The sequence below is a fragment of the Winogradskyella damuponensis genome (genome assembly GCF_039538385.1).
GTDB classification, from domain to species: Bacteria; Bacteroidota; Bacteroidia; order Flavobacteriales; family Flavobacteriaceae; genus Winogradskyella; species Winogradskyella damuponensis.
This window is the reverse complement of the sequence record NZ_BAABCB010000002.1, coordinates 512,910-535,682: the sequence shown is the minus strand read 5'-3', so window position 1 is coordinate 535,682 and position 22,773 is coordinate 512,910. Positions and strand designations below refer to the sequence as shown.

Genomic DNA, 22,773 nt, shown 5'->3' with positions numbered 1-22,773 from the left:
CTTCGCATTGTCTTAGAAAACGCAAAAGTAAAGGTTTTAGTTATGATTAGAAAAGGAATGAAACTTTATAGTATTCTTTTTGGTGTATGTCCAAAATGTCACCAAGAATCCATGTACCAGAATAAAAACCCCTATGTGCTTTCGGAAGTTATAAAAATGCGAGAAACATGCTCGCATTGTAAGACTAAATATCAAATAGAGCCTTCTTTTTTCTATGGCTCAATGTATGTAAGCTATGCTGTTGGTATTGCTTTTGCCGTAGCAGCATTTATTATTAGTTATAATATATTAGGATTTTCTTTAACGATTGCTTTTATAGCTATTGTTGTTACACTAATTGCATTTATGCCTGTAATTATGCGTCTCTCTCGTAATATTTGGATTAATCTTTTTATGAGTTACGACAAAGAATTAGTAAAAAAATCGACTACAGAATTAAAACAACATTAATTACTCAAAACGCTTAATATTAATAGCGTCATCTAACTTTTCGCCTTTTTCTATAAATCGAAATAGTTTACCTGCCACATAAGGCGCAATCATAACTCCTCTTGTTCCTAAGCCATTTAACACATAAATATTATTGTGTTTTGGATGTCTACCAACCAATGGACGTCTATCTTTTACAGTAGGTCTTACTCCTGCAATATGATTAACAACTTTAAAATCACATTTAATAAATGTCTTTAATTTTGAAGTTAATTCTTCTTTAGCTAAGGCTGTTGGTCTATTCGTTTTATCAAGATTATTATATGTAGAGCCTACGTTATACAAATCATTCCCTAAAGGAATAATAAATACTGAAGATTTAATGGCATAATCAATTTTTAAGTCGGGTGCTTTTATCACTAAGATTTCCCCTTTAGAACCTGTAAGCGGAATTGTACTGAAATACGGGTTTTGTTTTATACCAAAGCCTTCTGCAAATACAATTTGCTTTGCCTTTACATTTTCGTATACAATAGATTCATTATTAAATTGAATATTATCATAAATAAACGATTGTTCTTCTAGGCAATTAGCTTCTCTAAGAAGGTTTTTGTAACTCGTTATAAGCATTTCTGTATCTAAACGACCTGCATGTAAGACTTCACCAAAGCCATAAGGAGCATCAATTTCAGAATTATTATTTTTAATCAGTTGAAGCGAAAGGTAAGGTTCTAAAGAAGGCTTGTCTGATGCCGTAAACCATTTATTCTGCTCTTCAATAGAAGTAAATCGTCTTAATATTCGAAGTTTATAATCTACTTTTATATTCAGCTCATTTTCAATTTTAGCATATAAAGGCAATGCTAATGCGAGCTGTTCTTTAGCCATCCAAACTTCAGAGAATCGTTTCAAGATAACCGGGTTATATAATCCTGCCGCTACTATAGATGATTGCTGAGAATCATCGTCAAAAACAATAAACGTTTTATTATTGGCTCTTAATTCTTCACAAAAAGAGATGCTTGCCAATCCACATCCTACAATGATATAATCTACGTCTTTCATTACAGCAAAAGTAAATAAATATAGACTCTAAAAGCCTTAGGAAGACAGATAAAATATTGATTGCAAAAAAAAAAACGCTCACTTAAAAAGTGAGCGTTTATATTATTTTATGTTAAGTTAACTAGTAACTCCACATATCTTGTTCAAAGTTTCTAATCTTATCTTTGATACGTTCTGATTCTAAAAGCTGCATTAATGCATTTTCTGCAACGTAATCTTTTACTTCTCTATCACCATAAACATTTTCTTCTTTATAAATAACTGAACTAAAACGTCTGCTATTTAATATATGATCAAATGAAAGTGGTACAGCACTATTCTTATTATTGAAAGCCTTAGCTTCATGAAGAATATCTCTTAATTCAGGATAAAAGATCCAAAATAAACCAATTGGTTCTTTATTAGCTTCGTCATCAGAATCAATAAAGTTAACATCTGGTGCTGCAGGTGCAATACCTAAGATACGGTACTTTAATTCACCTTGACGCTTATCAAAGTACCAAAGTCCTTTAACGAGATAAGAATTAATATCTGCAGGTCCTATTTCACGACGAATAACATACTCTTCAGGTACAAGAGAGGTATCAGAAACACCTTCTTGATTCATCCATTCAATTCCTTCATCTTGAATTTCTTCCTTTTTTAATGAAGGGGCTAAATCTTCCATAGTACGTTCTTCAGTAAAATATGAATCTGCATATACTTTTGGTATAGTACCATTATTGATGTTTTCCATTAACACCATATATAATGATTTTCTATCGTCTCCTAAATTGCTTTCAGTAGGAAAGTATAAAGGGAAATTAGCACGTTCATCTAAAACTATCTTTTCCCAAGTCATTTTAGAAAATAAGATATCTCTATCACCAACATATCCATACTCTAAAGGCTTGTCGTTATCTAGAAGTAACTGCGCTTCAGTTTTCATACCAACTTCTTCTGGTATTTTTGCATTTAGGATATTAGCTTGAGCAAACATACTGTTTGCGGCTAAAACACCTAATCCTATACATAAAAAGCTTTTTAAATTCATCTTATCTTTTATTATAATTTGGGATTTTCTTATCAAATGATAACGTTAATTATCACAATTAACTATTGATTAGTTTGTTACTTCAACCGCTACAGGAGAAACACCTTTTAAGTTATAACTAGAATTACCTGTAATCTTAGCTTTAATCTCAAAAATAGTTATTACATCACCTTTACGAGCTCTACCAATAGCTGATTTTGCTTGACTATTCATTTTAGTACCAGCAACCAATACTGTAGGTTGTCCAGGAACTTTTATTTTGAACGATGTTACACTAATTGGTAAATCGAATACGAAATCATCCAATTTAGCACCAACTGTTCCAATTTCTATGTTACGTTTAGGTAATTTTGCAATACCATCTTTACCAGAAATTGTACCTGTAGGTTTAGGAATATCTTTAATTCTAAACGTTTTTTGATCAGTTGCTGAAGAACCGTCATCTAAAGTAGCAGACACATTAATTGTAACTTCTCTACCTGTACCAGGATTCATAACATATTTACCACTACCAACCGGCTTAAGTCCTGCTCCTGTAGCTCTTACTTTATTATCTGGTACACCTGCAAAAGATATTGTCATTGGGTTAGCAACACCACGATAAACAACGTTCATCTTATCTGCAGAAATAGTTGCAGAATTTGGTCTTGGTACAACCACATAGTTACCAATAATAGGAATATCTAAAGGCTGACCATCTTCTAAGAATGTAAATTTACCTTCAATACTGTGCTCACCTACATTACCTACGTTAAAGTCTAATTTAGCTGCTCCTGTAGAATCTATAGCATTAGTTAAATCAATTTCTTGACCTTGAACATTTAATTTCGTTGGTGTTACATTAGCATATTTACCTAATACAACTCTACCTTGAAATTTCTCTCCTGCAAAAAATGCAGATTTATCAGCTAATACGATTGCTTGATAATTCTTTAATGAAGTTGCTTTACTAACTAAGTTACCAAGGAAACCATTATAGATATCAGTTTCTGAAGCTTTCACATCATTTTGCATTGCTGTTAGCTTAGTATATGATGCAATTGCAGGGAACCCTTGGAAATGGTAATCTAACCATTTTTTTTCAGCACCTTCATTATCAACAATAGGATCTAATGAAAAACGCTTTTCAAAACTTTCAATTACAGGTGCCCATTTACCTTCCTTAGGTAAAACAGCTTTAATATCATTTTTATACTTTTCTATTCTAGCAACGATTTCATCACCTCTTTTAGTATATCTATCACCTGTAAACCAAAGTTCATTTAGCTTATCACCTTTATCCATTTCTTCATAAGGTAATTCGCCATTTTCTTCTCTTTCGTATCCTCCGTTCTTTACAATATCTTTCTCTTTGACATCGCCTAGCCAATTGTAAAAATCATCAGAAATAATACTAATTTGTTTTGCCATTTGATTAGCTGCACCAAATTGCTCTGGTTTTTCTTCAGCCTGTGTATTCAACTGACTTAGAATACCTTCGTTTGAAGTTGCTGCTAATTCATTAGCGCTATCAAATTTTGTGTTCATTAAACCAAATGCAGATAATACTTCTTTTGACATGGTCATTGCGATCATTGCAATGAATACCAAATACATTAGGTTAATCATTTTTTGCCTTGCGGACTGTTTTCCTCCTGCCATTTCTAATTAGTTTTTAATTGTTTATTAATTAAATCGATTATAAAACCAATTAGTTTTTATTCATTGCAGATAACATACCACCATATACACCATTTAATGATGAAAGATTAGATGCTAAAGATTGCATTTGTTCTTTTAATTTAGTTGCATTTTCTACAGCTTCTTCGTTAATCGCTGCTTGACGATTTGCGCTTTCCACTTGTAATTTATATAGGCTGTTTAAAGATTCCATCTGAGCTGCTGCTAAAGACATTTCTTCACTATATTTCTTTTGAGCTGCCATTGAGTCTACTGTAGGAGAAATTCCTTTTGCAGCACCTTCAAAGTTTTTAATGCTATCACCTAAGCTTGCCATAAGCGCACCATCAATTTTAGCTTCTTTTAATAAATTATCTAATTTCTTAGATAATAAACCATCTGCATCTTTAGGCTCTTCTAATTTTTTCTTTTTTCCACCTAACGACTGTCCGCCAGCTAATTCTGGATATACAAGAGACCAATCTAAGTCATCTCCTTGTTTCTCAAATGCTGATATCGTAAATACAACTGCTTCAACAATCATACCTATAGTAAGGATAAGGGATCCGTAAGGCCAGTGTTGAATTTTGAATAATGCTCCAATAATTACAATTGCCGCTCCTAGTCCATAGACCATATTCATTGTTGATAATTTCTTTTTTGCCATGATTTTAATTTTTTGTTTTCAAATGAGCTAGGTTAATTAATGCTCATTTTGGATTAATATTTAGTTTAAGTTAAGTTTAATTTTTAGTTTGTAGCTGCGTTTTTAGTTACTTCAGTTCCCATATAATCTTGAACTGTTCTAAATCCGATATAGCTTCTTGCAGAATCTGCATATTCATAATCTCTTGAACTTACTTGCAAGAAATAGGCAACATCTTTCCAAGACCCTCCTCTTACTACTTTACGAGCATTATTAGGATCGTTTACATTAGGATTAATTGTTGACGAATATTCATACGATGCAGGATCATAAGAACCGTTTACCCATTCTGATACGTTACCTGCCATATTATATAAGTTGAAATCATTAGGATCGTAAGCATCAGCTTCTACAGTATACAATGCTTGGTCTGCTGCGTAATCTCCACGTAACGGTTTGAAGTTAGCCATGAAACAACCTCTATCGTTTTTAGTATAAGGTCCACCCCAAGGATAAGTTGCTCCTTGTAAACCTCCACGTGCTGCATATTCCCATTCTGCTTCAGATGGTAATCTGTATTTATTTACAGCATGCTTTCCTCTTTTCTTTCTATCTGCATTGTGATATAAAGTTCTCCATTGACAGAAAGCCTGTGCTTGTTTCCAAGACACACCTACAACAGGATATGCTCCATAAGCATCATGCCAGAAATAATCATTATGCATTGGTTCGTTATAAGAATAAGCGAAATCTCTAATCCAAGCTGTTGTATCTGGATAAATTTCAACTTCTTGCTGAACTATAACTTCAGAACGTTTTAATCCTCTATTCTTAGCTGCTTTAGCTATTTCCATATAGGTATACTGAAATTTAAATTGCTTTACATCCCAAGTACGTTGACCATTATATGATTCTTCTAATGGTAAATACATACCATCCATTACTTCGGCATACAATTCATCTGGATAATCATCAGTATCAAAATACAATTCTACATCGCGATTAATTTTTCTTTGCTCGTTTCCATAGGTATTAACCATATAGCTTTCATAAGCATTCAGGTTATTTGGATCTGAATCGATATAAGCAAACTCTCCAATATCTCCATTCCCTGGTGTTTTTCCTTCTAAGTCAGCCATTTCAGCTAATTTTAATCTTAGTGTAGAATCTCTTACCCACTCTACAAATTGACGATACTCGCTATTTGTAATTTCAGTCTCGTCCATATAGAACGCTCGAACAGTTGCTGTTTTAGTTGGAGCATCTTGTACGCCAGCTAAATCATCATCTGACTTACCCATAATAAAAGCTCCGCCAGGTACTAACGTCATCCCATAGGGCTTTTCTGGATGCCATTTCTTACCCTTAACACCTACCAATTGTCCTCGATCTCCGGAATTACAACTGGCGACCATAACTAGTACTGCTGTTAGTAAAATAAACTTCTTAATATTCATAGTAACTCTAGGTTAAATTAGTCCTTATTATTTTTGAGGTCGTAAACATATTTATATATTTCCGAATAAACAACTTTTTTTTTGTTTTTTTTGCATTTCACCCTTAAAATAAGCATTTCGTCGATTAAAAAAATGTTAAAATTCGATTAAGTGTTCGCTTTAGAAGCTATTCTTCCTATAAGCTTTATACCAACGCTCAGGTATTTCACCTTGAGTTGCGTGCACATAATCGGAATGCATGCATGGTAATAACGTATGCTTTTTTAATTTATTATTAACATTTGGTAAAAAAGGTATTTCAATCCACCAACGTCCTGTTTTTAAGCTTTTATAAAAAATCAGTTCGTCATCCTCTACCAACACATTATACTTTTGGTAATGATTTTCGTTATTAAACTGATCATCTTTAACTCGGCAATTAACTCCTTCAATAAAATACCATATCATTTGAGCGACGAGCATTGATGTTGCACTATCATTCTTAGATCCATTGTATTCATAAATACCAAAGGACGATACTTTATTACTTATGCCTGCATATCTACTGATAGCACAAATCTCTTTTCCTGAAAATCCATTAGGAGAATATTTTTGATTATCGCTAACCTCAGCAGCTCTAATCGACTTTAAATCGACAGATACGATATGTGCATCTCGCATTAAAGGTTCAACTTTATTTATATCTCCAGAAATTTCACCTAAACGGTAGGCCTCAAAGTATAACTTTTCTATGAGATCTATTTCTTCTTGGGAGTTAAAATATGTTTGATACCCTATTGTTGAATAATTAAACAGGTTATAGGGCTCTTCTACAATGACTTTTCCCACATAACTATTATTCTTAATCGGAAGGTTAGCATCGCCTAAATCGAAATTCGTATCCACACTTACAATATTTACCATTGGTAACAGTGAATCGTAAGCACGATAATTAGCGTAAGTTAAATCTTGACTTCCTCCTAACACAATAGGAATCACTCCCTTCTCTACTAAAACAGATATTGCTGTTCGAATAGCAAAATACGTATCTTCAACTGTCTCTCCTGGCTCTATATCTCCTAAATCAGCTAATGTTGTATGCCAATTACCAGGAAATAAAGAGTAGAGCGTTTTACGGATAGAATCAAAATTTACATGAGCTCCCATGTAATTAACGTCATTTCTATTCTCCTGAACGCCAATGATTGCCATTTGAACGTTTTCTAAATCTGGTATTCCGTTTTGACGAGAATGTACTTTAATTTTTTTCCCTAGCGCTTGTTGCGCTGCTAGTTCATTATGAGCTAAAACCGCATCTGATACAGGCGTGAGGAAATTAAAATTCATATTCAATTATTTCTTTTTAGTTGTAGCTTTCTTTTTTGTTGCTGTTTTCTTTGTTGCAGTTTTCTTAGTGGCTTTCTTTTTTGTCGCCTTCTTTTTAGGTGCGTTTTTTTCGAGAATTTCTTGTGCTTTCTCTAAAGTCATTTTACTCACATCAACCGTTTTGGCTAACTCAACTTTTTGTTTGCCTTTTATAATGTTGTGTCTTCCCCATCTTGCCTTCTCTACTCTTACACCAGCATCTTCCCAATTATGGATAACCTTATCGATTTCTTTCTGAATTTTTTCTTCAATCAAAGTAACGATATCTTCTTCAGATAAATTATCCCAATCGTATTTTTTATTTACATTAATAAACATGTTGTTCCATTTGATAAATGGTCCAAAACGCCCTTTACCTTTGGTAACTTCCATATCTTTATACATATATATGGGAGCATCTGCTAATTCTTTCTCCTTTATATATATTAGTGCTTCATCCATCTCTACACTTAAAGGATCAACTCCTTTAGGCAATGAGACAAACTTTTTACCAAATCTTACATAAGGTCCAAAACGTCCATTATTAACTTCGACCTCTTCGTCTTTATAGTGACCTAAAGCTTTTGGAAGTTTAAATAAATCCATAGCCTCTTCATAGGTAATAGAATTAAGCTGTTGGTCTGGAGATAAGCTTGCAAACTTAGGCTTATCTTCATCGTCCATAGTACCAACTTGCACCATTGGTCCAAACTTACCTAAACGCACGCTAACTTGACGACCAGTCTTTGGATCTGTACCCAAAATACGTTCTCCTGATTCACGTTCTGCATTTTCTTGTACATCTTCAACTTGAGGATGAAAGCCTTTATAAAAATCTTTCATCATCTCTCTCCAATCTTCCTTGCCCTCTGCAATATCGTCAAAACGATCCTCTACTTTAGCCGTGAAATTATAATCTAAAATGCTTTCAAAATGTTTTACTAAAAACTCGGTTACAATCATACCAATATCAGTTGGCACTAATTTTCCTTTATTGGAACCTGTTTTTTCAGAAAGCGTGTTGGCCTTTATATTTTGATTTTCAAAAACCAATTGCTTGTAGGCTCTTTCATCTCCTTCGTGCGTTCCCTTCTCCACATAATTTCTATTTTGAATGGTAGAAATGGTTGGCGCATAAGTTGATGGACGCCCAATACCTAATTCCTCTAATTGCTTCACTAATGAAGCTTCTGTAAATCTTGAAGGTGGTCTTGTAAAACGCTCCGTTGCAGTGATATATTTATTCTGAAGTGCTTCACCAACTTTTAAATCTGGTAAAATACCTTCTTGCTCTGTATCTTCATCATCCGTACCTTCTAAATATACTTTGAGAAAGCCTTCAAAAGTTATGATTTCACCATTTGCTGTGAATTGTTCGTCTATCTTATTTTTTGAATTAATTTGAATTTTAAGATTTGTACGCTCTAGCCTTGCATCACTCATTTGCGAAGCAATAGCACGTTTCCATATTAAATCATATAATCTTGCTTGGTCGCGCTCTGCATTAACAGTATGGTTTGAAAAATCTGTAGGTCTAATCGCTTCGTGAGCCTCTTGTGCTCCTTTAGATTTTCCTTTATAATTTTTTGGATTACTAAATTCTGAACCATAGGCAGAAATAATTTCGTTCTCTGCTCCTTTTTTTGCTTCATCAGATAAATTAACACTATCTGTTCTCATATAAGTTATAAAACCTGCTTCATACAAACGCTGAGCGTTAGTCATGGTTCTACTTACAGAAAATCCTAATTTACGTGAGGCTTCTTGCTGAAGTGTTGATGTTGTGAATGGTGCTGCTGGAGATTTCTTTGCTGGTTTCTTTTGTAAATCTGAAATCTGATAAGTCGCGCCTAAATTATTATTAAGGAAATCTAACGCTTCTTTTTCAGAATCGAAATTCTTAGGCAATTTGGCTTTAAAAGAATTTCCGTCTTCGTTTGTGAATTCTGCATCTACTCTATACGAAGCTTTAGGTTCAAAAGCTTGCACATCGCGTTCGCGTTCTACAATTAAGCGTACTGAAACCGATTGTACTCTACCTGCAGACAGGCCGCCTTTTACTTTTCGCCATAATACAGGAGATAATTCATAACCTACAATACGGTCTAAAACACGTCTTGCTTGTTGTGCATCCACTAAGTTATAATCAATACTCCTTGGATTTTCAATGGCTTTGTTTATTGCACTTTTTGTAATCTCGTGAAAAACGATACGTTTCGTTTTATCTTTATCTAATTTTAATGTTTCAGCTAAATGCCACGCAATTGCTTCCCCTTCTCGATCCTCATCACTTGCTAGCCAAACAACATCTGCTTTCTTTGCTAATTCTTTTAATTTCTTAACAACATCTTTTTTATCTTTAGAAACCTGATACTTAGGCATAAAATCTCCCTCTACATCTACCCCTAACTCCTTAGATGGCAAATCTGCAATGTGCCCAAAACTGGACTCTACTTTATAATCTTTTCCTAAAAATTTCTCTATGGTTTTAGCCTTAGCTGGTGACTCAACAATAACTAGATTCTTCGACATTCTTAATTTTTTGCGTTTACAAATGTATATGAAAATTAAGATACAATCCTAATTTGGTCGTAAATACGATGCATTTTATCGTGATTTATTTATTATTAAGTACAGAAAAAGCCTTACAAATTGTAAGGCTTCTAGTGTTTATAAATATTTATAAGTCTTAATTAATATGAATATAAAATTGATTCTTCTAACCCTTCAATATTTAGTAATACTTCATTTACCCCTTCAATTCTAAGCGCTGTTAAATCAAAATTTTCTTCTTTATTGAAGACGGCTAAACAATCTTCATTATTATGAAGTGTTAATTTTAAATAGCGTTGATTAGGAAACGACTCTGCCACATTTCCCGAATCTATTAAAGACATAAGCCAAGTGCTAGCATCACAACCACTACCTGAAACAATAAGAGCCAAGCAGTCTTCATTAATAATAGCACTATCTATTGCATGTGACTCTGCAGCTTGGTACGCAACAGCATCTATTACAACTTCTAAACCACAAGGCACAACCACATTATCATCTTCATTGCATTGCATATTCATTATTAACAAACAAAACAACGACAGCATTAAAATTTTCCTGAATTTCATAAGATTGATTTATTTGTAGATGTAAAACATCTTCAAAGGTTGCGTTAAAATGTAGATAATTGCTCAATTCGTCTCATTTGATCGCTTTCATCATCAAAACCAATAACGTCTTTATATATTAAATAGACAGGCAAATGACTAAATGATTTAGTGACATACACTCCAAATCCACACATTAGAAAACCAACGATCCATGCCAAAACTCCTGTCATAAAAATAAGACCAAATGAAATCAACCACTTTTTATTACCAAGTTCAAAAGACAATGTAATAATTTCTGAAACAGACAATTCTGGGTTAAAAGCATATACAACCACACTAAAAGACAAAGGAATAATAACATATATTAAAGGAAGGACACATAACATAGTCGCCAAAATAGCAATACCTGCAAATGAGGCACCTAATTTAATTGTTTTACTTAAGTAAGGTTTTTTGAAAAAATAAAAATAATCTTCTTTACCTATTTGTTCTAAATCCTTCAGTTTGCAAATTCTATAAAAAGCAGCTTTAAGACCAAACGCTATAGAACTCATTGCTACAATTAAAAAAATATAAACTACAATAAATACAAGTCCAAAAACAACACCCATACTTGTCGAATCATGAGTATCATAACCATTCTCAAATGTAAGCGCATTCATAAAACCAAAAAATAGCAAAGGGATATAAACAACCATTATTACAGGTATAGCCAAAACTAAATTTAGTAATAATGTAACCAATCCTTGCACCCAAACCTTTTTAAACAATTCTATAGATTGATTAAAAATAACACCAAAATCTAATGCTTTTGCGTTTACTATTCGGTTTTTAATATCTGTGGTGTTCATTTTTTAAGGCAGTCTGAGTTAGTTTTTCAAACTAAAGCTATTTTTAGGAGATATTCAACTATTATCTTAACAAACCTTTTAAACACAGACACAATACTATGGCTTAAAATAAATCTTAACTAAATTATAACTGCCACTTTGTCACAATCTATAAAATAATATTATCTTTGCATCCTTATTGAGATTAGATAGAAATAGAATTTAGCTTTCCGCTTTCGAGTTTTGAGGAAAATAAATATGGAAAAAATTATAGACGAAAATAAACAAGGCGAGGCCTTAATCTTGGATAAAAAAGACGGTAACCAACGCAAACTATTTATAGAGAGTTATGGTTGTGCCATGAATTTTAGTGATAGCGAAATTGTAGCGTCTATTCTTTCTGAACAGGGTTTTAACACGACACAAACTCTTGAAGAAGCAGATCTTGTTTTGGTAAACACCTGTTCTATTAGAGATAAAGCCGAACAAACCGTTAGAAAACGGTTACAACAATACAATGCTATAAAACGACTAAACCCAAAAATGAAAGTTGGAGTGTTAGGCTGTATGGCAGAACGTTTAAAAACCAAATTTTTAGACGAAGAAAAAATTGTAGATTTAGTTGTAGGTCCTGATGCTTATAAAGACTTACCAAACCTTCTTGCCGAAGTTGATGAAGGTAGAGACGCCATTAATGTTATCCTTTCTAAAGAGGAAACATATGGCGACATTTCTCCTGTACGATTAAATAGCAACGGAGTAACAGCTTTTGTCTCTATTACTCGTGGTTGTGATAACATGTGTACGTTTTGTGTTGTTCCCTTTACTCGAGGAAGAGAGCGCAGTAGAGATCCACAAAGTATTATTGAAGAAGTTAACGACCTATGGTCTAAAGGCTTTAAGGAGATAACACTGTTAGGACAAAACGTTGACAGTTATTTATGGTATGGAGGCGGTTTGAAGAAAGATTTTGAAAAAGCCTCTGAGTTTCAAAAAGCAACAGCCGTAAATTTTGCCAAGCTATTAGAGCTATGTGCTAAAGCACAGCCTAAAATGCGTATTCGTTTTTCAACATCCAATCCTCAGGATTTCACATTAGATGTTATAGAAACAATGGCCAAATACGATAATATCTGTAAACACATTCATTTACCTGTACAAAGTGGAAGTAATCGTATTTTAAAAGAAATGAACCGTTTACATACGCGTGAAGAATATTTTGAACTTATTGATAATATTAAACGTATAATTCCTGAATGTTCAATAAGCGTTGATTTAATTGCTGGTTTCCCTACAGAAACTGAAGAAGACCATCAAGACACCTTATCGCTAATGGAATATGTAAAATACAACTTCGGTTATATGTTTACTTATTCTGAACGGCCAGGAACTTTAGCTGGACGCAAAATGGAAGATGATGTTCCTGAGGCAACAAAAAAACGTCGTTTAAGTGAAATTATAGCTTTAGAACGTAAGTACAGTGAAATTAACACACGAAATCACCTTAATAAAACAGTTGAAGTTTTAATAGAAAAAGCATCTAAAAAATCGGATTCTCAATGGTCTGGAAGAACTTCTGACAACACCGTAGCTGTTTTCCCAAAAGAACATTACAAAGTAGGAGATTTAGTAAATGTATTAATTACAGATTGCACAAGCGCAACTCTAATAGGTAAAGCTATTGGATATTCTAAAAATAATTAATTATGAAATACACTCTTTACATCATCCTATTTGCCTCTATGTTTTCCTGTAGTTCTGATGATAACCAAGAAACAGAAACACCTAACACGCTAATTATTAAACACATTATTGATGTTAGAGAAAATAATGAGCGTAATTTTTATTTCGATTTAAACGGAAGATTAGTTTCCATTACAGATACCAATGCCCTTCCTGAGTATAATTATATTCTATCTGAATTTGAATATTCAAACGATAATAAACTTAACAGTTCTTACCACACTTATGGTACTGAAGAGGCGTTTATAAATCTCACTTACACTGATGAAAGTATTTCTAATTATCATTATATAACATTCGGTTATAGTACGGATTCTAACGTTGTAATTAACAATAACATCCTCAACTACAATGACCAAATGGATTCAGATATAGAAGAAGATGATTTAAATATTCAATGGACATTTAGTTCAGATAATTTAAAGTATTTAACGCAAAAAAAAGTCACCTTAATAAATAATGCGAACTCTGTTTGGAATTTAACGGATTATACATATGATAGTAATTTTAATATTATTGAAAGTCATACCTCAATAAATTATGGTACTGAAGCTGATTACAGCAACACCTATACGTATGACGATAAAAAAAATCCGATAGCAGAATCTATGGACGGCTACAATTTAGCACTCTATTTTATGGATGATCATAACACCATAGACATGTCACCAAACAATGTGTTAAGTAAAACCGATAATCAAGGAAATACATTAACCTATAATTATGTTTACAACGATGATGATTACCCTATGTCTGTAACCATAACAAATGTAGCAACAGGTGAAGTAATAAATACGCTAACTTATACGTATTACTAACAGCAAAAGTATAACTGAAGAATGGTGAAAATTATGCTATTCGTAGTTGATTCAAAAAAAAAAAAAATTATTAAGTCCAACTAGGTTCTCATCGCTATGAGAATTAAAAAAAATTAAAACATCAATGAAAAAACTAATCTTATTATTACTCACCCTTACTGTAATTACAGCTTGTGACGTTGAACCTTTAGATCCTGCATACACTCAAGGCAGCGGCAGCAACGGAGGTGGTGGAAACAATGGTAGTGAAAGCGGAGACTTAACGCTATCATTATATGAGTTAGACACAGAACTTAGCTTTGACTTTTTTGGTACTCCCGTTCAAACCAATACTAAATCAGACTTTAGTATTAGCAACAACAAAATTGCTTCAGCTATTAATCAGGTATCTTTAAGCGGAAGTCCATTTGTAACCGAAAACCAACAAATTACCCGTAATGGTTCTGGTCAAATTATTAGTGATATCTCTGTAAACTCTGCAGGTGTAACTACAAATGAGTATATAATTACCTATACGAATGGAGTTGTATCTAATATTACTTATGACTATTACGAAGATGATTTTGACGATTACAATTATAATTTCACCTACGATGGTAACACCATCACAAGAACTAAAGTAGGCTCTACAATTTCTACAGTATTCACAGTAGATAGTTCAGACCGTGTAATTAAAAAAGAATCGTTTGATGGTGATGTGTCTATTCAAACCGAAACAATATCTTACAATACAGCTGGTAATATTACAAGCAGTACAACGACAGGAGAAACACAAAGCAATACAACATATCAGTTTGACAATAATATAAATCCTCTAAAAGTGGTTTATGAAGATAACTACCTTCTATCATTTTTACGCGATGAGTATTCTGATGAAATTGGTCCACAAATAGCTCAATTTCTTTCTACCAACAACTGGAATGCAGCAACTTTTAATGGAGAGAGCGCTACTTTTGATTTAGAATATAATAGCGCAGGTAGAATTACAAAACGTGATATGGATTTTAATTCTAGCCCAGAATTATCAGCAACCATCAACGAAAGATTTACTTACGTAAATTAACCTTATAAATAATTAAAAAAGAGAATCTCAACATTGTGATCATTTAATATGGAATCTATTCAAGCCATAAAACAACGTTTCGGCATTATAGGAAACGACCCTAAACTCAATCGTTCTATCGAAAAAGCAATACAAGTTGCTCCTACTGATATTTCGGTATTAGTCACAGGAGAAAGTGGTGTTGGAAAAGAAAGTATTCCCAAAATTATTCATCAATTATCACACAGAAAACACGGCAAATACATTGCCGTAAACTGTGGAGCAATACCAGAAGGCACTATTGACAGTGAACTGTTTGGGCACGAAAAAGGTGCTTTTACAGGAGCAACAGCAACACGTTCTGGATATTTTGAAGTTGCAGATGGAGGTACTATTTTTTTAGATGAAGTTGGAGAGTTACCACTAACAACTCAGGTACGTTTACTACGTGTTTTAGAAAATGGAGAGTTTATAAAAGTAGGGTCTAGTAAAGTTCAAAAAACAGATGTAAGAATTGTAGCTGCGACAAACGTTAACATGTTTGAAGCCATTAAAAAAGAAAAATTCAGAGAAGATTTATATTACCGATTAAGTACTATTGAAATCAATTTACCTCCACTTAGAGAGCGTAAAGAAGATATTCATCTGTTATTTAGAAAGTTTGCTAGTGACTTTGCTCTAAAATATAAAATGCCAACGGTAAAGCTAACAGACGACGCCGTTAACTTACTCACTAAATACCGCTGGAATGGAAACATTCGTCAATTACGAAATGTTGCAGAACAAGTGTCTGTTTTAGAACAGCACAGAACTATAAATGGTGTCACGATTCAGAATTATTTACCCGATACAGGCAGTAATTTACCAGCTGTAGTAAACAGTTCTAAATCTGAAAGTGATTTTAGTAGTGAAAGAGAGATTTTATATAAAGTCTTATTTGACATGAAGGGAGATCTAAACGATCTTAAAAAACTCACCATGGAACTCATGAAAAAAGGAAGTGTATCTGAGGTTCAAAAAGACAACGAACATCTAATTCAAAAAATTTACGGAGACGATAAAGACGAAGCATTTGATGCTGCTGTTGAAGATTTGGAAGTTTTATCTATACCACAGCGTACAGAAACTAACGAATCTATAGTTTCAGATGTAGAAGACAAATATCATTTTGCAGAAGAAATAGAAGAAGAGGAAACTTTATCTTTACATGACAAAGAATTAGAATTAATTAAGAAATCTTTAGAACGTCACAGTGGTAAACGTAAATTAGCTGCTGCTGAATTAGGCATCAGTGAGCGTACGTTATATAGAAAAATTAAGCAATTTGATCTTTAAGATAAGTTTGTAAAACATTCATAACTAAACTTGCGTTATTAGAGAACTAGTTGTGATAAATGTGCCATCAAACCAATAAAAATAATTTAGACATAAGTAAATGAAAGCTATATTTACGCTTTTATAACTATGAATAACCAAATATTTATTAATTGAAAATTTTAAAATACATTTTTATATTAACGATTTGTCTTACAACTTTTGGATGTAAAGTCAACTATTCATTTACTGGTATTACAGAAACACCTGAAACATTTCAGGTAAATTTCTTTCAAAATAATGCCGATTTAGTAGAACCAGGTTTAGATCAATTATTTAAAAACACGCTCGAAGACCTCATCGTTAACCAAACAAGTGCCAATTTAGTAACTACAGGAGGCGAAGTTATTTATGAAGGGGAAATTACAGAATACCGTATTTCGCCAATGACAGCAACTGCAGAAAATACAGCTGCGCAAAACAGATTAACTATAAGTGTAAATGTACGTTACATCAACACAAAGAATGAAGAAAAGGATTTTGAAAAACGCTTTTCTTTCTTTTACGATTACCCAGCCAACGATCAACTTACAGGAAGCATAAAAGATACAGCACACGAAGAGATTTTAGAACGTCTCACGCAAGATATTCTTAACGCCTCATTAGCAGATTGGTAAAACATGCAGCTTCAAGAACTCACATATTTATTACAACACCCAGAAGCCATAACAGCATCTCAAACCGAAGTATTAGCTTCTGCCATTAAGCAATATCCTTATTTTCAGCCCTTAAAAGCACTTTACCTTAAAGGTTTAAAACAAAAGGAAAGCTACAAATACAATAATGCGTTAAAAGTTACGGCCGCACACACTACAGATCGTAGTGTATTATTTGACTATATTACTTCTGAGGTTTTTAATCAGAATGAAATATCTGAACATATTAAACAAAACATAGAGCATCTAAAATCTATAGAAGTTAATGAAATAGATGACATCTCTGTTAACAAAAGTGTAACTATAGACGACGCTTTAAAAGAACATATTAAAGCAACTGAAGGAGTTTTAGATCCAGGTTTATTCGAGGCAAAACCTATGCCCGAACCTAAAACAGAACCGCAATCTTTAAAATTAGAAGACTCTATTATCTCGGTAGATGTAAAAAACATTACAGCCGAAGAGCAACTTAATATTGGTAAACCTTTAGATTTTGATAAATCTGAAAACCATTCATTTACAGAATGGTTAAAAATCACAAGTTTCAAACCAATTGTACGAGATGAAACTGAAACAAAAATTGAACCTAAAACAGAATCTAAAAAGGACGATTTAGAGCAAGAACCAGCTACACCATTGCAAGACAAACTTGCTATTATAGATAAATTTATTAGTGAAAACCCAAAGATTAAACCTGTTTCTAGCAATGCTCCAAAACCAAAGCTAGTCAACAATGACAATCCTATTTCAGACAGTTTAATGACTGAAACTTTGGCACGAATTTATTTAGAACAAAAAAACTACGATAAGGCAATTCAATCTTACAAGATTTTAAGTTTGAAATATCCAGAAAAAAGTAGTTTCTTTGCACACCAAATAAAATTGGTAAAAGAATTAAAAGATAATAATACAATATAAAATGAGTGCATTTACAATATTTTTAATACTAATAGTAATCGTTGCGTTTCTACTTGTCGTAGTCATTATGGTACAAAACCCTAAAGGAGGTGGATTATCATCATCTTTTGGTGGTGGTGGCACACAGCAAATGGGAGGAGTTCAAAAAACTGGTGATTTTTTAGATAAGAGTACTTGGTTTTTAGCAACAGCATTAATTGTTTTAATCTTAGCATCTAATCTTACAATTGGTTCTGGCGGAAGTACAGAATCTAAAGCTTTAGATACTAATGAATCAACAGAAATGCCAATTTCAACACCAGCTCCAACTAACAATTCAGCTACAACAAACGATTCAATAGGAGGTTAACTAAACTCTCATTATAAAATAACACTAAGCCAGCTCATTCAGCTGGCTTTTTTTATATCTGAAACTTTGTCAGACTTTCTGTCTTGGCATAATTTTCGAACTACGCTAAAGCGTAATTTATTAATTAAACAACTAAAAAATATACAACAAAATGAGTTTAAACATTAAACCTTTAGCAGACCGTGTTCTAATTGAACCTAAGGAAGCTGAAACTAAAACAGCTTCAGGAATTATTATTCCAGATAACGCAAAAGAAAAACCACAAAAAGGAACAGTTGTAGCCGTTGGAAATGGAAAAAAAGACGAACCACTAACAGTTAAGGTTGGTGATACTGTACTTTATGGAAAATACGGTGGAACTGAACTTAAACTAGAAGGTAAAGATTACTTAATGATGCGTGAAAGCGACATCTTAGCAATAATCTAAAAAGTATTTGGCTTTTGGCGTATTTAGCCTTTAGCGTATTAACAAATAAAACAGTTGTAAATTAACAATTTAGCTGGTAGCCAACAACTAACAGTTAAAAGCAAAAACAAAAAAAAATGGCAAAACATATTAAATTTGATATTGAAGCACGCGACGGATTAAAACGCGGTGTAGATGCTCTAGCAAATGCAGTTAAAGTAACATTAGGACCAAAAGGCCGTAATGTCATTATTGGAAAATCATTTGGTGCACCACAAGTAACTAAAGATGGTGTTTCTGTAGCAAAAGAGATTGAGCTTGAAGATGAGCTTGAAAACATGGGAGCTCAAATGGTAAAAGAAGTAGCTTCTAAAACTAACGATTTAGCTGGTGATGGAACAACTACAGCAACTGTATTGGCTCAAGCTATCGTAAAAGAAGGGCTTAAAAACGTTGCCGCAGGTGCAAATCCAATGGATTTAAAACGAGGTATAGACAAAGCTGTTGAAGCACTCGTTAAAGATTTAGATAAGCAATCTAAAAAAGTAGGTAGCGATTCTGACAAGATTAAGCAAGTCGCTGCAATTTCTGCTAACAACGATGACACTATTGGTGATTTAATCGCTAAAGCTTTCGGAAAAGTTGGTAAAGAAGGGGTTATTACTGTTGAAGAAGCCAAAGGAATGGAAACTTACGTTGACGTTGTTGAAGGTATGCAGTTTGACAGAGGTTATTTATCACCTTACTTCGTTACAGATGCTGATAAAATGATTGCCGATTTAGAAAATCCATACATTTTATTATTTGATAAGAAAATTTCTAACTTACAAGAAATTCTTCCAATATTAGAACCCGTTGCACAATCTGGTCGTCCATTATTAATCATCGCAGAAGATGTTGAAGGACAAGCATTAGCAACTTTAGTTGTAAACAAACTACGTGGTGGATTGAAGATTGCTGCTGTAAAAGCACCTGGTTTTGGAGACAGACGTAAAGCCATGTTAGAAGACATCGCAATCTTAACAGGTGGTGTTGTTATTTCTGAAGAAAGAGGTTTCTCTTTAGAGAATGCAGATCTTTCTATGCTTGGTACTGCTGAAACAGTAACGATTGATAAAGACAACACAACAATTGTTAATGGTGAAGGTAAAGCGGCTGATATTAAAGCACGTGTCAACCAAATAAAAGCTCAAATAGAAACAACAACGTCTGATTACGATAAAGAAAAACTTCAAGAACGTTTAGCTAAGTTAGCTGGTGGTGTTGCTGTACTTTATGTTGGTGCTGCTTCTGAAGTAGAAATGAAAGAAAAGAAAGACCGCGTTGATGATGCTTTACACGCAACAAGAGCTGCTGTTGAAGAAGGTATCGTTGCTGGTGGTGGAGTTGCTTTAGTAAGAGCTAAGAAAACTTTAGAGAAAATCACAACAGATAACCTAGACGAAACAACAGGTGTACAAATCGTAAATAAAGCTATTGAAGCACCTTTACGTACTATTGTCGAAAATGCAGGTGGCGAAGGTTCTGTTGTTATCAATAAAGTATTAGAAGGTAAGAAGGATTTTGGTTACGATGCTAAAACTGAAACTTACGTAGACATGCTTAAAGCTGGTATCATCGATCCTAAGAAAGTTACACGTATCGCTTTAGAAAATGCAGCTTCTGTAGCTGGTATGATCTTAACTACTGAGTGTGCTTTAGTAGATATTAAAGAAGACGCACCTGCTATGCCACCAATGGGTGGAGGCGGAATGCCAGGAATGATGTAATAAAAAACATCGATACCTAATGTATAAAACTGTTAGTGAACAAAGTTAAACTACAGTTATAAATTTAAAAGCCTTTGATTTATATCAAAGGCTTTTATTTTGGAATAAATTCATTAGATTTAAAAATCTAATCCATCAAACCAATGGCAAAATCAACTTGGAAGTATACTTTAAGAGAAATTATTATTGTTATTATAGGAATCTCTATTGCTTTTAGCATGAATAAATGTGCTGAAAACGTAAAAGATAATAAACTTAAAACGCAGTACCTTACCAATCTTAAAAGTGATGTTGAAGCAGATAAAATTCAACTTCAAAAAAATATTGAAGCCATTGATAAAAAATTAATGACTTGCTCTAAAATTATTCCTGTTTTAAATTCTGAAAAAGATCAAGACATGCAATTAATGTATAATATTTTTGACATTGTAAAATATGAGAATTTCAGTCCAAAAAGTATTACTTATAAAACCTTAATCAATTCAGGAGATTTAAAATTAATTGAAAATTTTAAGCTAAAAACAACAATTCAACAGCACTACTCCAACTACGATGAAATGGCAGATGTTTATGTAAGACATACAAGCTTAATAAAGGATTATTTAGGCAACTACTTAGTTAACTATTCAGATTATGATCTTATACCACAAGGGAAAGGTCCATTTTTAGATGAAATTAAACTAAAAAATATTGTAAGAGCGTTATTAACCACTTTTAACGATAAGAAAGCAGCCACAAAACTTGGTATTGAAAGTTGTGATATTCTTATTGCAGAAATTGAAGCCAACCTAAACTAAAGAAACAAACACATACTACGAGGTCTTTAAGCTCTTGTTACTCTCACAAAACCATCAAAATTACTCGTCTATTTCTGTAATACTAAAATCGGCAAATAACACCTCTTCATCTCTAAGATCCTGCGCATTTAATAAACTCCTGTAGATGCCCCATTTTGGTCGTACAAAAGTTGCTCCAGCTCTCCAATTTATAATTGAAAAATTTGAATAGGCAAACAAAGTTGTATTATCACTCACTTTTTTTATTTCAATTTCATAGGTTCCTGATGTGCCATATTTTATGATTTCGGTAACCTCTAACCAAGTATCTACAAAAGGAGCTAAATCTGTTTCTGTAAGGGTATTTTGGTCATCTGTTTCGGCATAGCGCAATTCTAATTTATCCGGATTCCCTTTTCGCGCTGTTAAAGTATACATTGGCATGCTAGCCAAAGATCCTCCTACAGATTTTAGCTGGTGTAAATGCGTAAAATTTGGAGACGTTTGGAATCCTGATTTTAATTTGAATTTCCATTTGTAAACAACTTTTTCGTTGTCTACTCCTAATAAATTATCTGGAGATTGGTCATACGTTTTTATCTCATTTCGTTGTCTGTCAAAATTGATACAACGGTCGTTGTCTGGAGAAGCATGTATATAAAACCGAAAAACATTTGTGTTTAACTCACTATCAAAAAGCTCATCAATATGGTCTCCAAATTCTGGATGATTACAATCTGGCACTTCTATTGGATTATAACCAGGTGCTAATATTGAAGTAATTAAATCGTAGGTATTTCCGGGTCCGTCAGCTTTTAGTTCTACTCCTTGCGGACTTGGGTTTTCAACATTCTTTATCAGTTGAATTGTTACTAAATTATTATTTGGATTTAAGTCGTTATAAGTATTTTGAAATCCTATTTTAAAATCTATTGTTGCAATTACCTGAGTTGTATCTGCATTAAAAATTTGTTGTTTTTCAGTTTCACTCTCAAGCGCATTTCCGTAATTATAATATAATGCATTGTCTAGTTTTTGCATCAAATCATCATTGTCTGCCCAAGCAATTAAACTTTCAGATGATGTTATAGAAATATCTGTTAATATTGGCTCTGTAGTTTCATCATTTTTATTACAACTATTTAAAGCGAATAATAAAACAACCATTAAGATTGGAAAGACACATTTTTTCATATTTAAAAGACTAAAAATACTGGTATTTTCTTACTGCTTATTTTAAAACCCAATCCCAACTTACTGATATTAAATTTGTTTTAAAACGAATACTAGATCTTAACGAAGTTCGCTTAAAACTTTTAAAGCGTCAAATTAATATTAAACTATAATTAAGTTCT

21 protein-coding genes are annotated in these 22,773 nt (G+C 33.0%); 11 read left to right on the top strand and 10 right to left on the bottom strand.

Annotation, left to right across the window (positions count from 1 at the left end):
* The first annotated feature begins 42 nt into the window (after positions 1-42).
* Entirely contained in the window at positions 43-450 is a 408-nt protein-coding gene (locus ABD730_RS02485) for a DUF983 domain-containing protein (protein WP_334467436.1), read from the top strand.
* Here ABD730_RS02485 and ABD730_RS02480 read toward each other — a convergent pair whose 3' ends face one another.
* The 9 genes from ABD730_RS02480 to ABD730_RS02440 form a co-directional block, all read right to left on the bottom strand.
* Positions 451-1,494 (bottom strand): NAD(P)/FAD-dependent oxidoreductase, encoded by a 1,044-nt coding sequence (locus ABD730_RS02480; protein ID WP_344712293.1) that lies wholly within the window; start codon positions 1,492-1,494, stop codon positions 451-453.
* Positions 1,495-1,615: 121 nt separating this feature from the next.
* Entirely contained in the window at positions 1,616-2,527 is a 912-nt protein-coding gene (porN, locus tag ABD730_RS02475) for a type IX secretion system ring subunit PorN/GldN (protein WP_215928802.1), read from the bottom strand.
* A gap of 69 nt (positions 2,528-2,596) precedes the next feature.
* Positions 2,597-4,168, bottom strand: coding sequence for a type IX secretion system motor protein PorM/GldM (porM, locus tag ABD730_RS02470; RefSeq protein WP_334467441.1), 1,572 nt, complete (start codon positions 4,166-4,168; stop codon positions 2,597-2,599).
* A gap of 49 nt (positions 4,169-4,217) precedes the next feature.
* Positions 4,218-4,853, bottom strand: coding sequence for a type IX secretion system motor protein PorL/GldL (gene porL / locus ABD730_RS02465; protein WP_334467443.1), 636 nt, complete (start codon positions 4,851-4,853; stop codon positions 4,218-4,220).
* 83 nt (positions 4,854-4,936) lie between these two features.
* Positions 4,937-6,283 (bottom strand): T9SS ring complex lipoprotein PorK/GldK, encoded by a 1,347-nt coding sequence (gene porK / locus ABD730_RS02460; protein WP_443089851.1) that lies wholly within the window; start codon positions 6,281-6,283, stop codon positions 4,937-4,939.
* 165 nt (positions 6,284-6,448) lie between these two features.
* A complete protein-coding gene (locus ABD730_RS02455) occupies positions 6,449-7,615 on the bottom strand; it encodes a formimidoylglutamase (protein ID WP_344712290.1) in 1,167 nt (388 codons plus the stop codon).
* A gap of 6 nt (positions 7,616-7,621) precedes the next feature.
* A complete protein-coding gene (gene topA / locus ABD730_RS02450) occupies positions 7,622-10,165 on the bottom strand; it encodes a type I DNA topoisomerase (protein WP_334467449.1) in 2,544 nt (847 codons plus the stop codon).
* Positions 10,166-10,326: 161 nt separating this feature from the next.
* Complete coding sequence (locus ABD730_RS02445; protein WP_334467451.1) at positions 10,327-10,755, bottom strand: hypothetical protein; 429 nt, start codon at positions 10,753-10,755, stop codon at positions 10,327-10,329.
* A 44-nt stretch (positions 10,756-10,799) separates the two neighbouring features.
* Positions 10,800-11,588, bottom strand: a complete 789-nt coding sequence (locus tag ABD730_RS02440) for a hypothetical protein (protein ID WP_344712288.1) — start codon at positions 11,586-11,588, stop codon at positions 10,800-10,802.
* A 237-nt stretch (positions 11,589-11,825) separates the two neighbouring features.
* Between ABD730_RS02440 and miaB the strand changes: the two genes are divergently transcribed.
* From miaB to ABD730_RS02390, 10 genes are all read left to right on the top strand, one after another.
* Positions 11,826-13,271: a tRNA (N6-isopentenyl adenosine(37)-C2)-methylthiotransferase MiaB gene (gene miaB, locus ABD730_RS02435; protein WP_215928786.1), complete on the top strand. Its 1,446-nt coding sequence runs from the start codon at positions 11,826-11,828 to the stop codon at positions 13,269-13,271.
* A gap of 2 nt (positions 13,272-13,273) precedes the next feature.
* On the top strand, positions 13,274-14,128 hold the full coding sequence (locus tag ABD730_RS02430; RefSeq protein ID WP_344712284.1) for a hypothetical protein: 855 nt from the start codon (positions 13,274-13,276) through the stop codon (positions 14,126-14,128).
* Between the two features lie 124 nt (positions 14,129-14,252).
* Positions 14,253-15,191: a hypothetical protein gene (locus ABD730_RS02425; RefSeq protein ID WP_344712282.1), complete on the top strand. Its 939-nt coding sequence runs from the start codon at positions 14,253-14,255 to the stop codon at positions 15,189-15,191.
* A gap of 48 nt (positions 15,192-15,239) precedes the next feature.
* Entirely contained in the window at positions 15,240-16,505 is a 1,266-nt protein-coding gene (locus tag ABD730_RS02420) for a sigma-54 interaction domain-containing protein (protein WP_344712280.1), read from the top strand.
* Positions 16,506-16,657: 152 nt separating this feature from the next.
* Positions 16,658-17,161, top strand: a complete 504-nt coding sequence (locus ABD730_RS02415; protein WP_334467460.1) for an LptE family protein — start codon at positions 16,658-16,660, stop codon at positions 17,159-17,161.
* A 3-nt stretch (positions 17,162-17,164) separates the two neighbouring features.
* Positions 17,165-18,118 (top strand): hypothetical protein, encoded by a 954-nt coding sequence (locus tag ABD730_RS02410; protein ID WP_344712278.1) that lies wholly within the window; start codon positions 17,165-17,167, stop codon positions 18,116-18,118.
* A 1-nt stretch (position 18,119) separates the two neighbouring features.
* Positions 18,120-18,467, top strand: coding sequence for a preprotein translocase subunit SecG (secG, locus tag ABD730_RS02405; RefSeq protein WP_215928774.1), 348 nt, complete (start codon positions 18,120-18,122; stop codon positions 18,465-18,467).
* Positions 18,468-18,618: 151 nt separating this feature from the next.
* Positions 18,619-18,894 carry a co-chaperone GroES gene (locus ABD730_RS02400; protein WP_215928773.1) on the top strand — a complete coding sequence of 92 codons (276 nt, stop codon included), beginning with the start codon at positions 18,619-18,621 and terminating at the stop codon, positions 18,892-18,894.
* A gap of 116 nt (positions 18,895-19,010) precedes the next feature.
* Entirely contained in the window at positions 19,011-20,642 is a 1,632-nt protein-coding gene (gene groL, locus ABD730_RS02395; protein ID WP_334467465.1) for a chaperonin GroEL, read from the top strand.
* Positions 20,643-20,785: 143 nt separating this feature from the next.
* Positions 20,786-21,439: a DUF6090 family protein gene (locus ABD730_RS02390; protein WP_334467467.1), complete on the top strand. Its 654-nt coding sequence runs from the start codon at positions 20,786-20,788 to the stop codon at positions 21,437-21,439.
* 60 nt (positions 21,440-21,499) lie between these two features.
* On the opposite strand, the gene ABD730_RS02385 is transcribed toward ABD730_RS02390, so the two are convergent.
* The gene (locus tag ABD730_RS02385; protein ID WP_344712273.1) at positions 21,500-22,612 is read right to left on the bottom strand and encodes a polysaccharide lyase family protein; all 1,113 of its coding nucleotides are present in this window, start codon (positions 22,610-22,612) and stop codon (positions 21,500-21,502) included.
* Positions 22,613-22,773: the final 161 nt, after the last annotated feature.

Excerpts from the sequence above, each read along its gene's own strand:
- porL (WP_334467443.1), bottom strand. The coding sequence starts at position 4,853 with ATGGCAAAAAAGAAATTATCAACAATGAATATGGTCTATGGACTAGGA.
- porN (WP_215928802.1), bottom strand. The coding sequence starts at position 2,527 with ATGAATTTAAAAAGCTTTTTATGTATAGGATTAGGTGTTTTAGCCGCA.
- miaB (WP_215928786.1), top strand. The coding sequence starts at position 11,826 with ATGGAAAAAATTATAGACGAAAATAAACAAGGCGAGGCCTTAATCTTG.
- ABD730_RS02420 (WP_344712280.1), top strand. The coding sequence starts at position 15,240 with ATGGAATCTATTCAAGCCATAAAACAACGTTTCGGCATTATAGGAAAC.
- ABD730_RS02445 (WP_334467451.1), bottom strand. The coding sequence starts at position 10,755 with ATGAAATTCAGGAAAATTTTAATGCTGTCGTTGTTTTGTTTGTTAATA.
- ABD730_RS02410 (WP_344712278.1), top strand. The coding sequence starts at position 17,165 with ATGCAGCTTCAAGAACTCACATATTTATTACAACACCCAGAAGCCATA.
- ABD730_RS02485 (WP_334467436.1), top strand. The coding sequence starts at position 43 with ATGATTAGAAAAGGAATGAAACTTTATAGTATTCTTTTTGGTGTATGT.
- secG (WP_215928774.1), top strand. The coding sequence starts at position 18,120 with ATGAGTGCATTTACAATATTTTTAATACTAATAGTAATCGTTGCGTTT.
- ABD730_RS02390 (WP_334467467.1), top strand. The coding sequence starts at position 20,786 with ATGGCAAAATCAACTTGGAAGTATACTTTAAGAGAAATTATTATTGTT.
- ABD730_RS02440 (WP_344712288.1), bottom strand. The coding sequence starts at position 11,588 with ATGAACACCACAGATATTAAAAACCGAATAGTAAACGCAAAAGCATTA.
- ABD730_RS02385 (WP_344712273.1), bottom strand. The coding sequence starts at position 22,612 with ATGAAAAAATGTGTCTTTCCAATCTTAATGGTTGTTTTATTATTCGCT.
- porM (WP_334467441.1), bottom strand. The coding sequence starts at position 4,168 with ATGGCAGGAGGAAAACAGTCCGCAAGGCAAAAAATGATTAACCTAATG.
- ABD730_RS02425 (WP_344712282.1), top strand. The coding sequence starts at position 14,253 with ATGAAAAAACTAATCTTATTATTACTCACCCTTACTGTAATTACAGCT.
- ABD730_RS02430 (WP_344712284.1), top strand. The coding sequence starts at position 13,274 with ATGAAATACACTCTTTACATCATCCTATTTGCCTCTATGTTTTCCTGT.
- ABD730_RS02455 (WP_344712290.1), bottom strand. The coding sequence starts at position 7,615 with ATGAATTTTAATTTCCTCACGCCTGTATCAGATGCGGTTTTAGCTCAT.
- topA (WP_334467449.1), bottom strand. The coding sequence starts at position 10,165 with ATGTCGAAGAATCTAGTTATTGTTGAGTCACCAGCTAAGGCTAAAACC.
- ABD730_RS02480 (WP_344712293.1), bottom strand. The coding sequence starts at position 1,494 with ATGAAAGACGTAGATTATATCATTGTAGGATGTGGATTGGCAAGCATC.
- ABD730_RS02400 (WP_215928773.1), top strand. The coding sequence starts at position 18,619 with ATGAGTTTAAACATTAAACCTTTAGCAGACCGTGTTCTAATTGAACCT.
- groL (WP_334467465.1), top strand. The coding sequence starts at position 19,011 with ATGGCAAAACATATTAAATTTGATATTGAAGCACGCGACGGATTAAAA.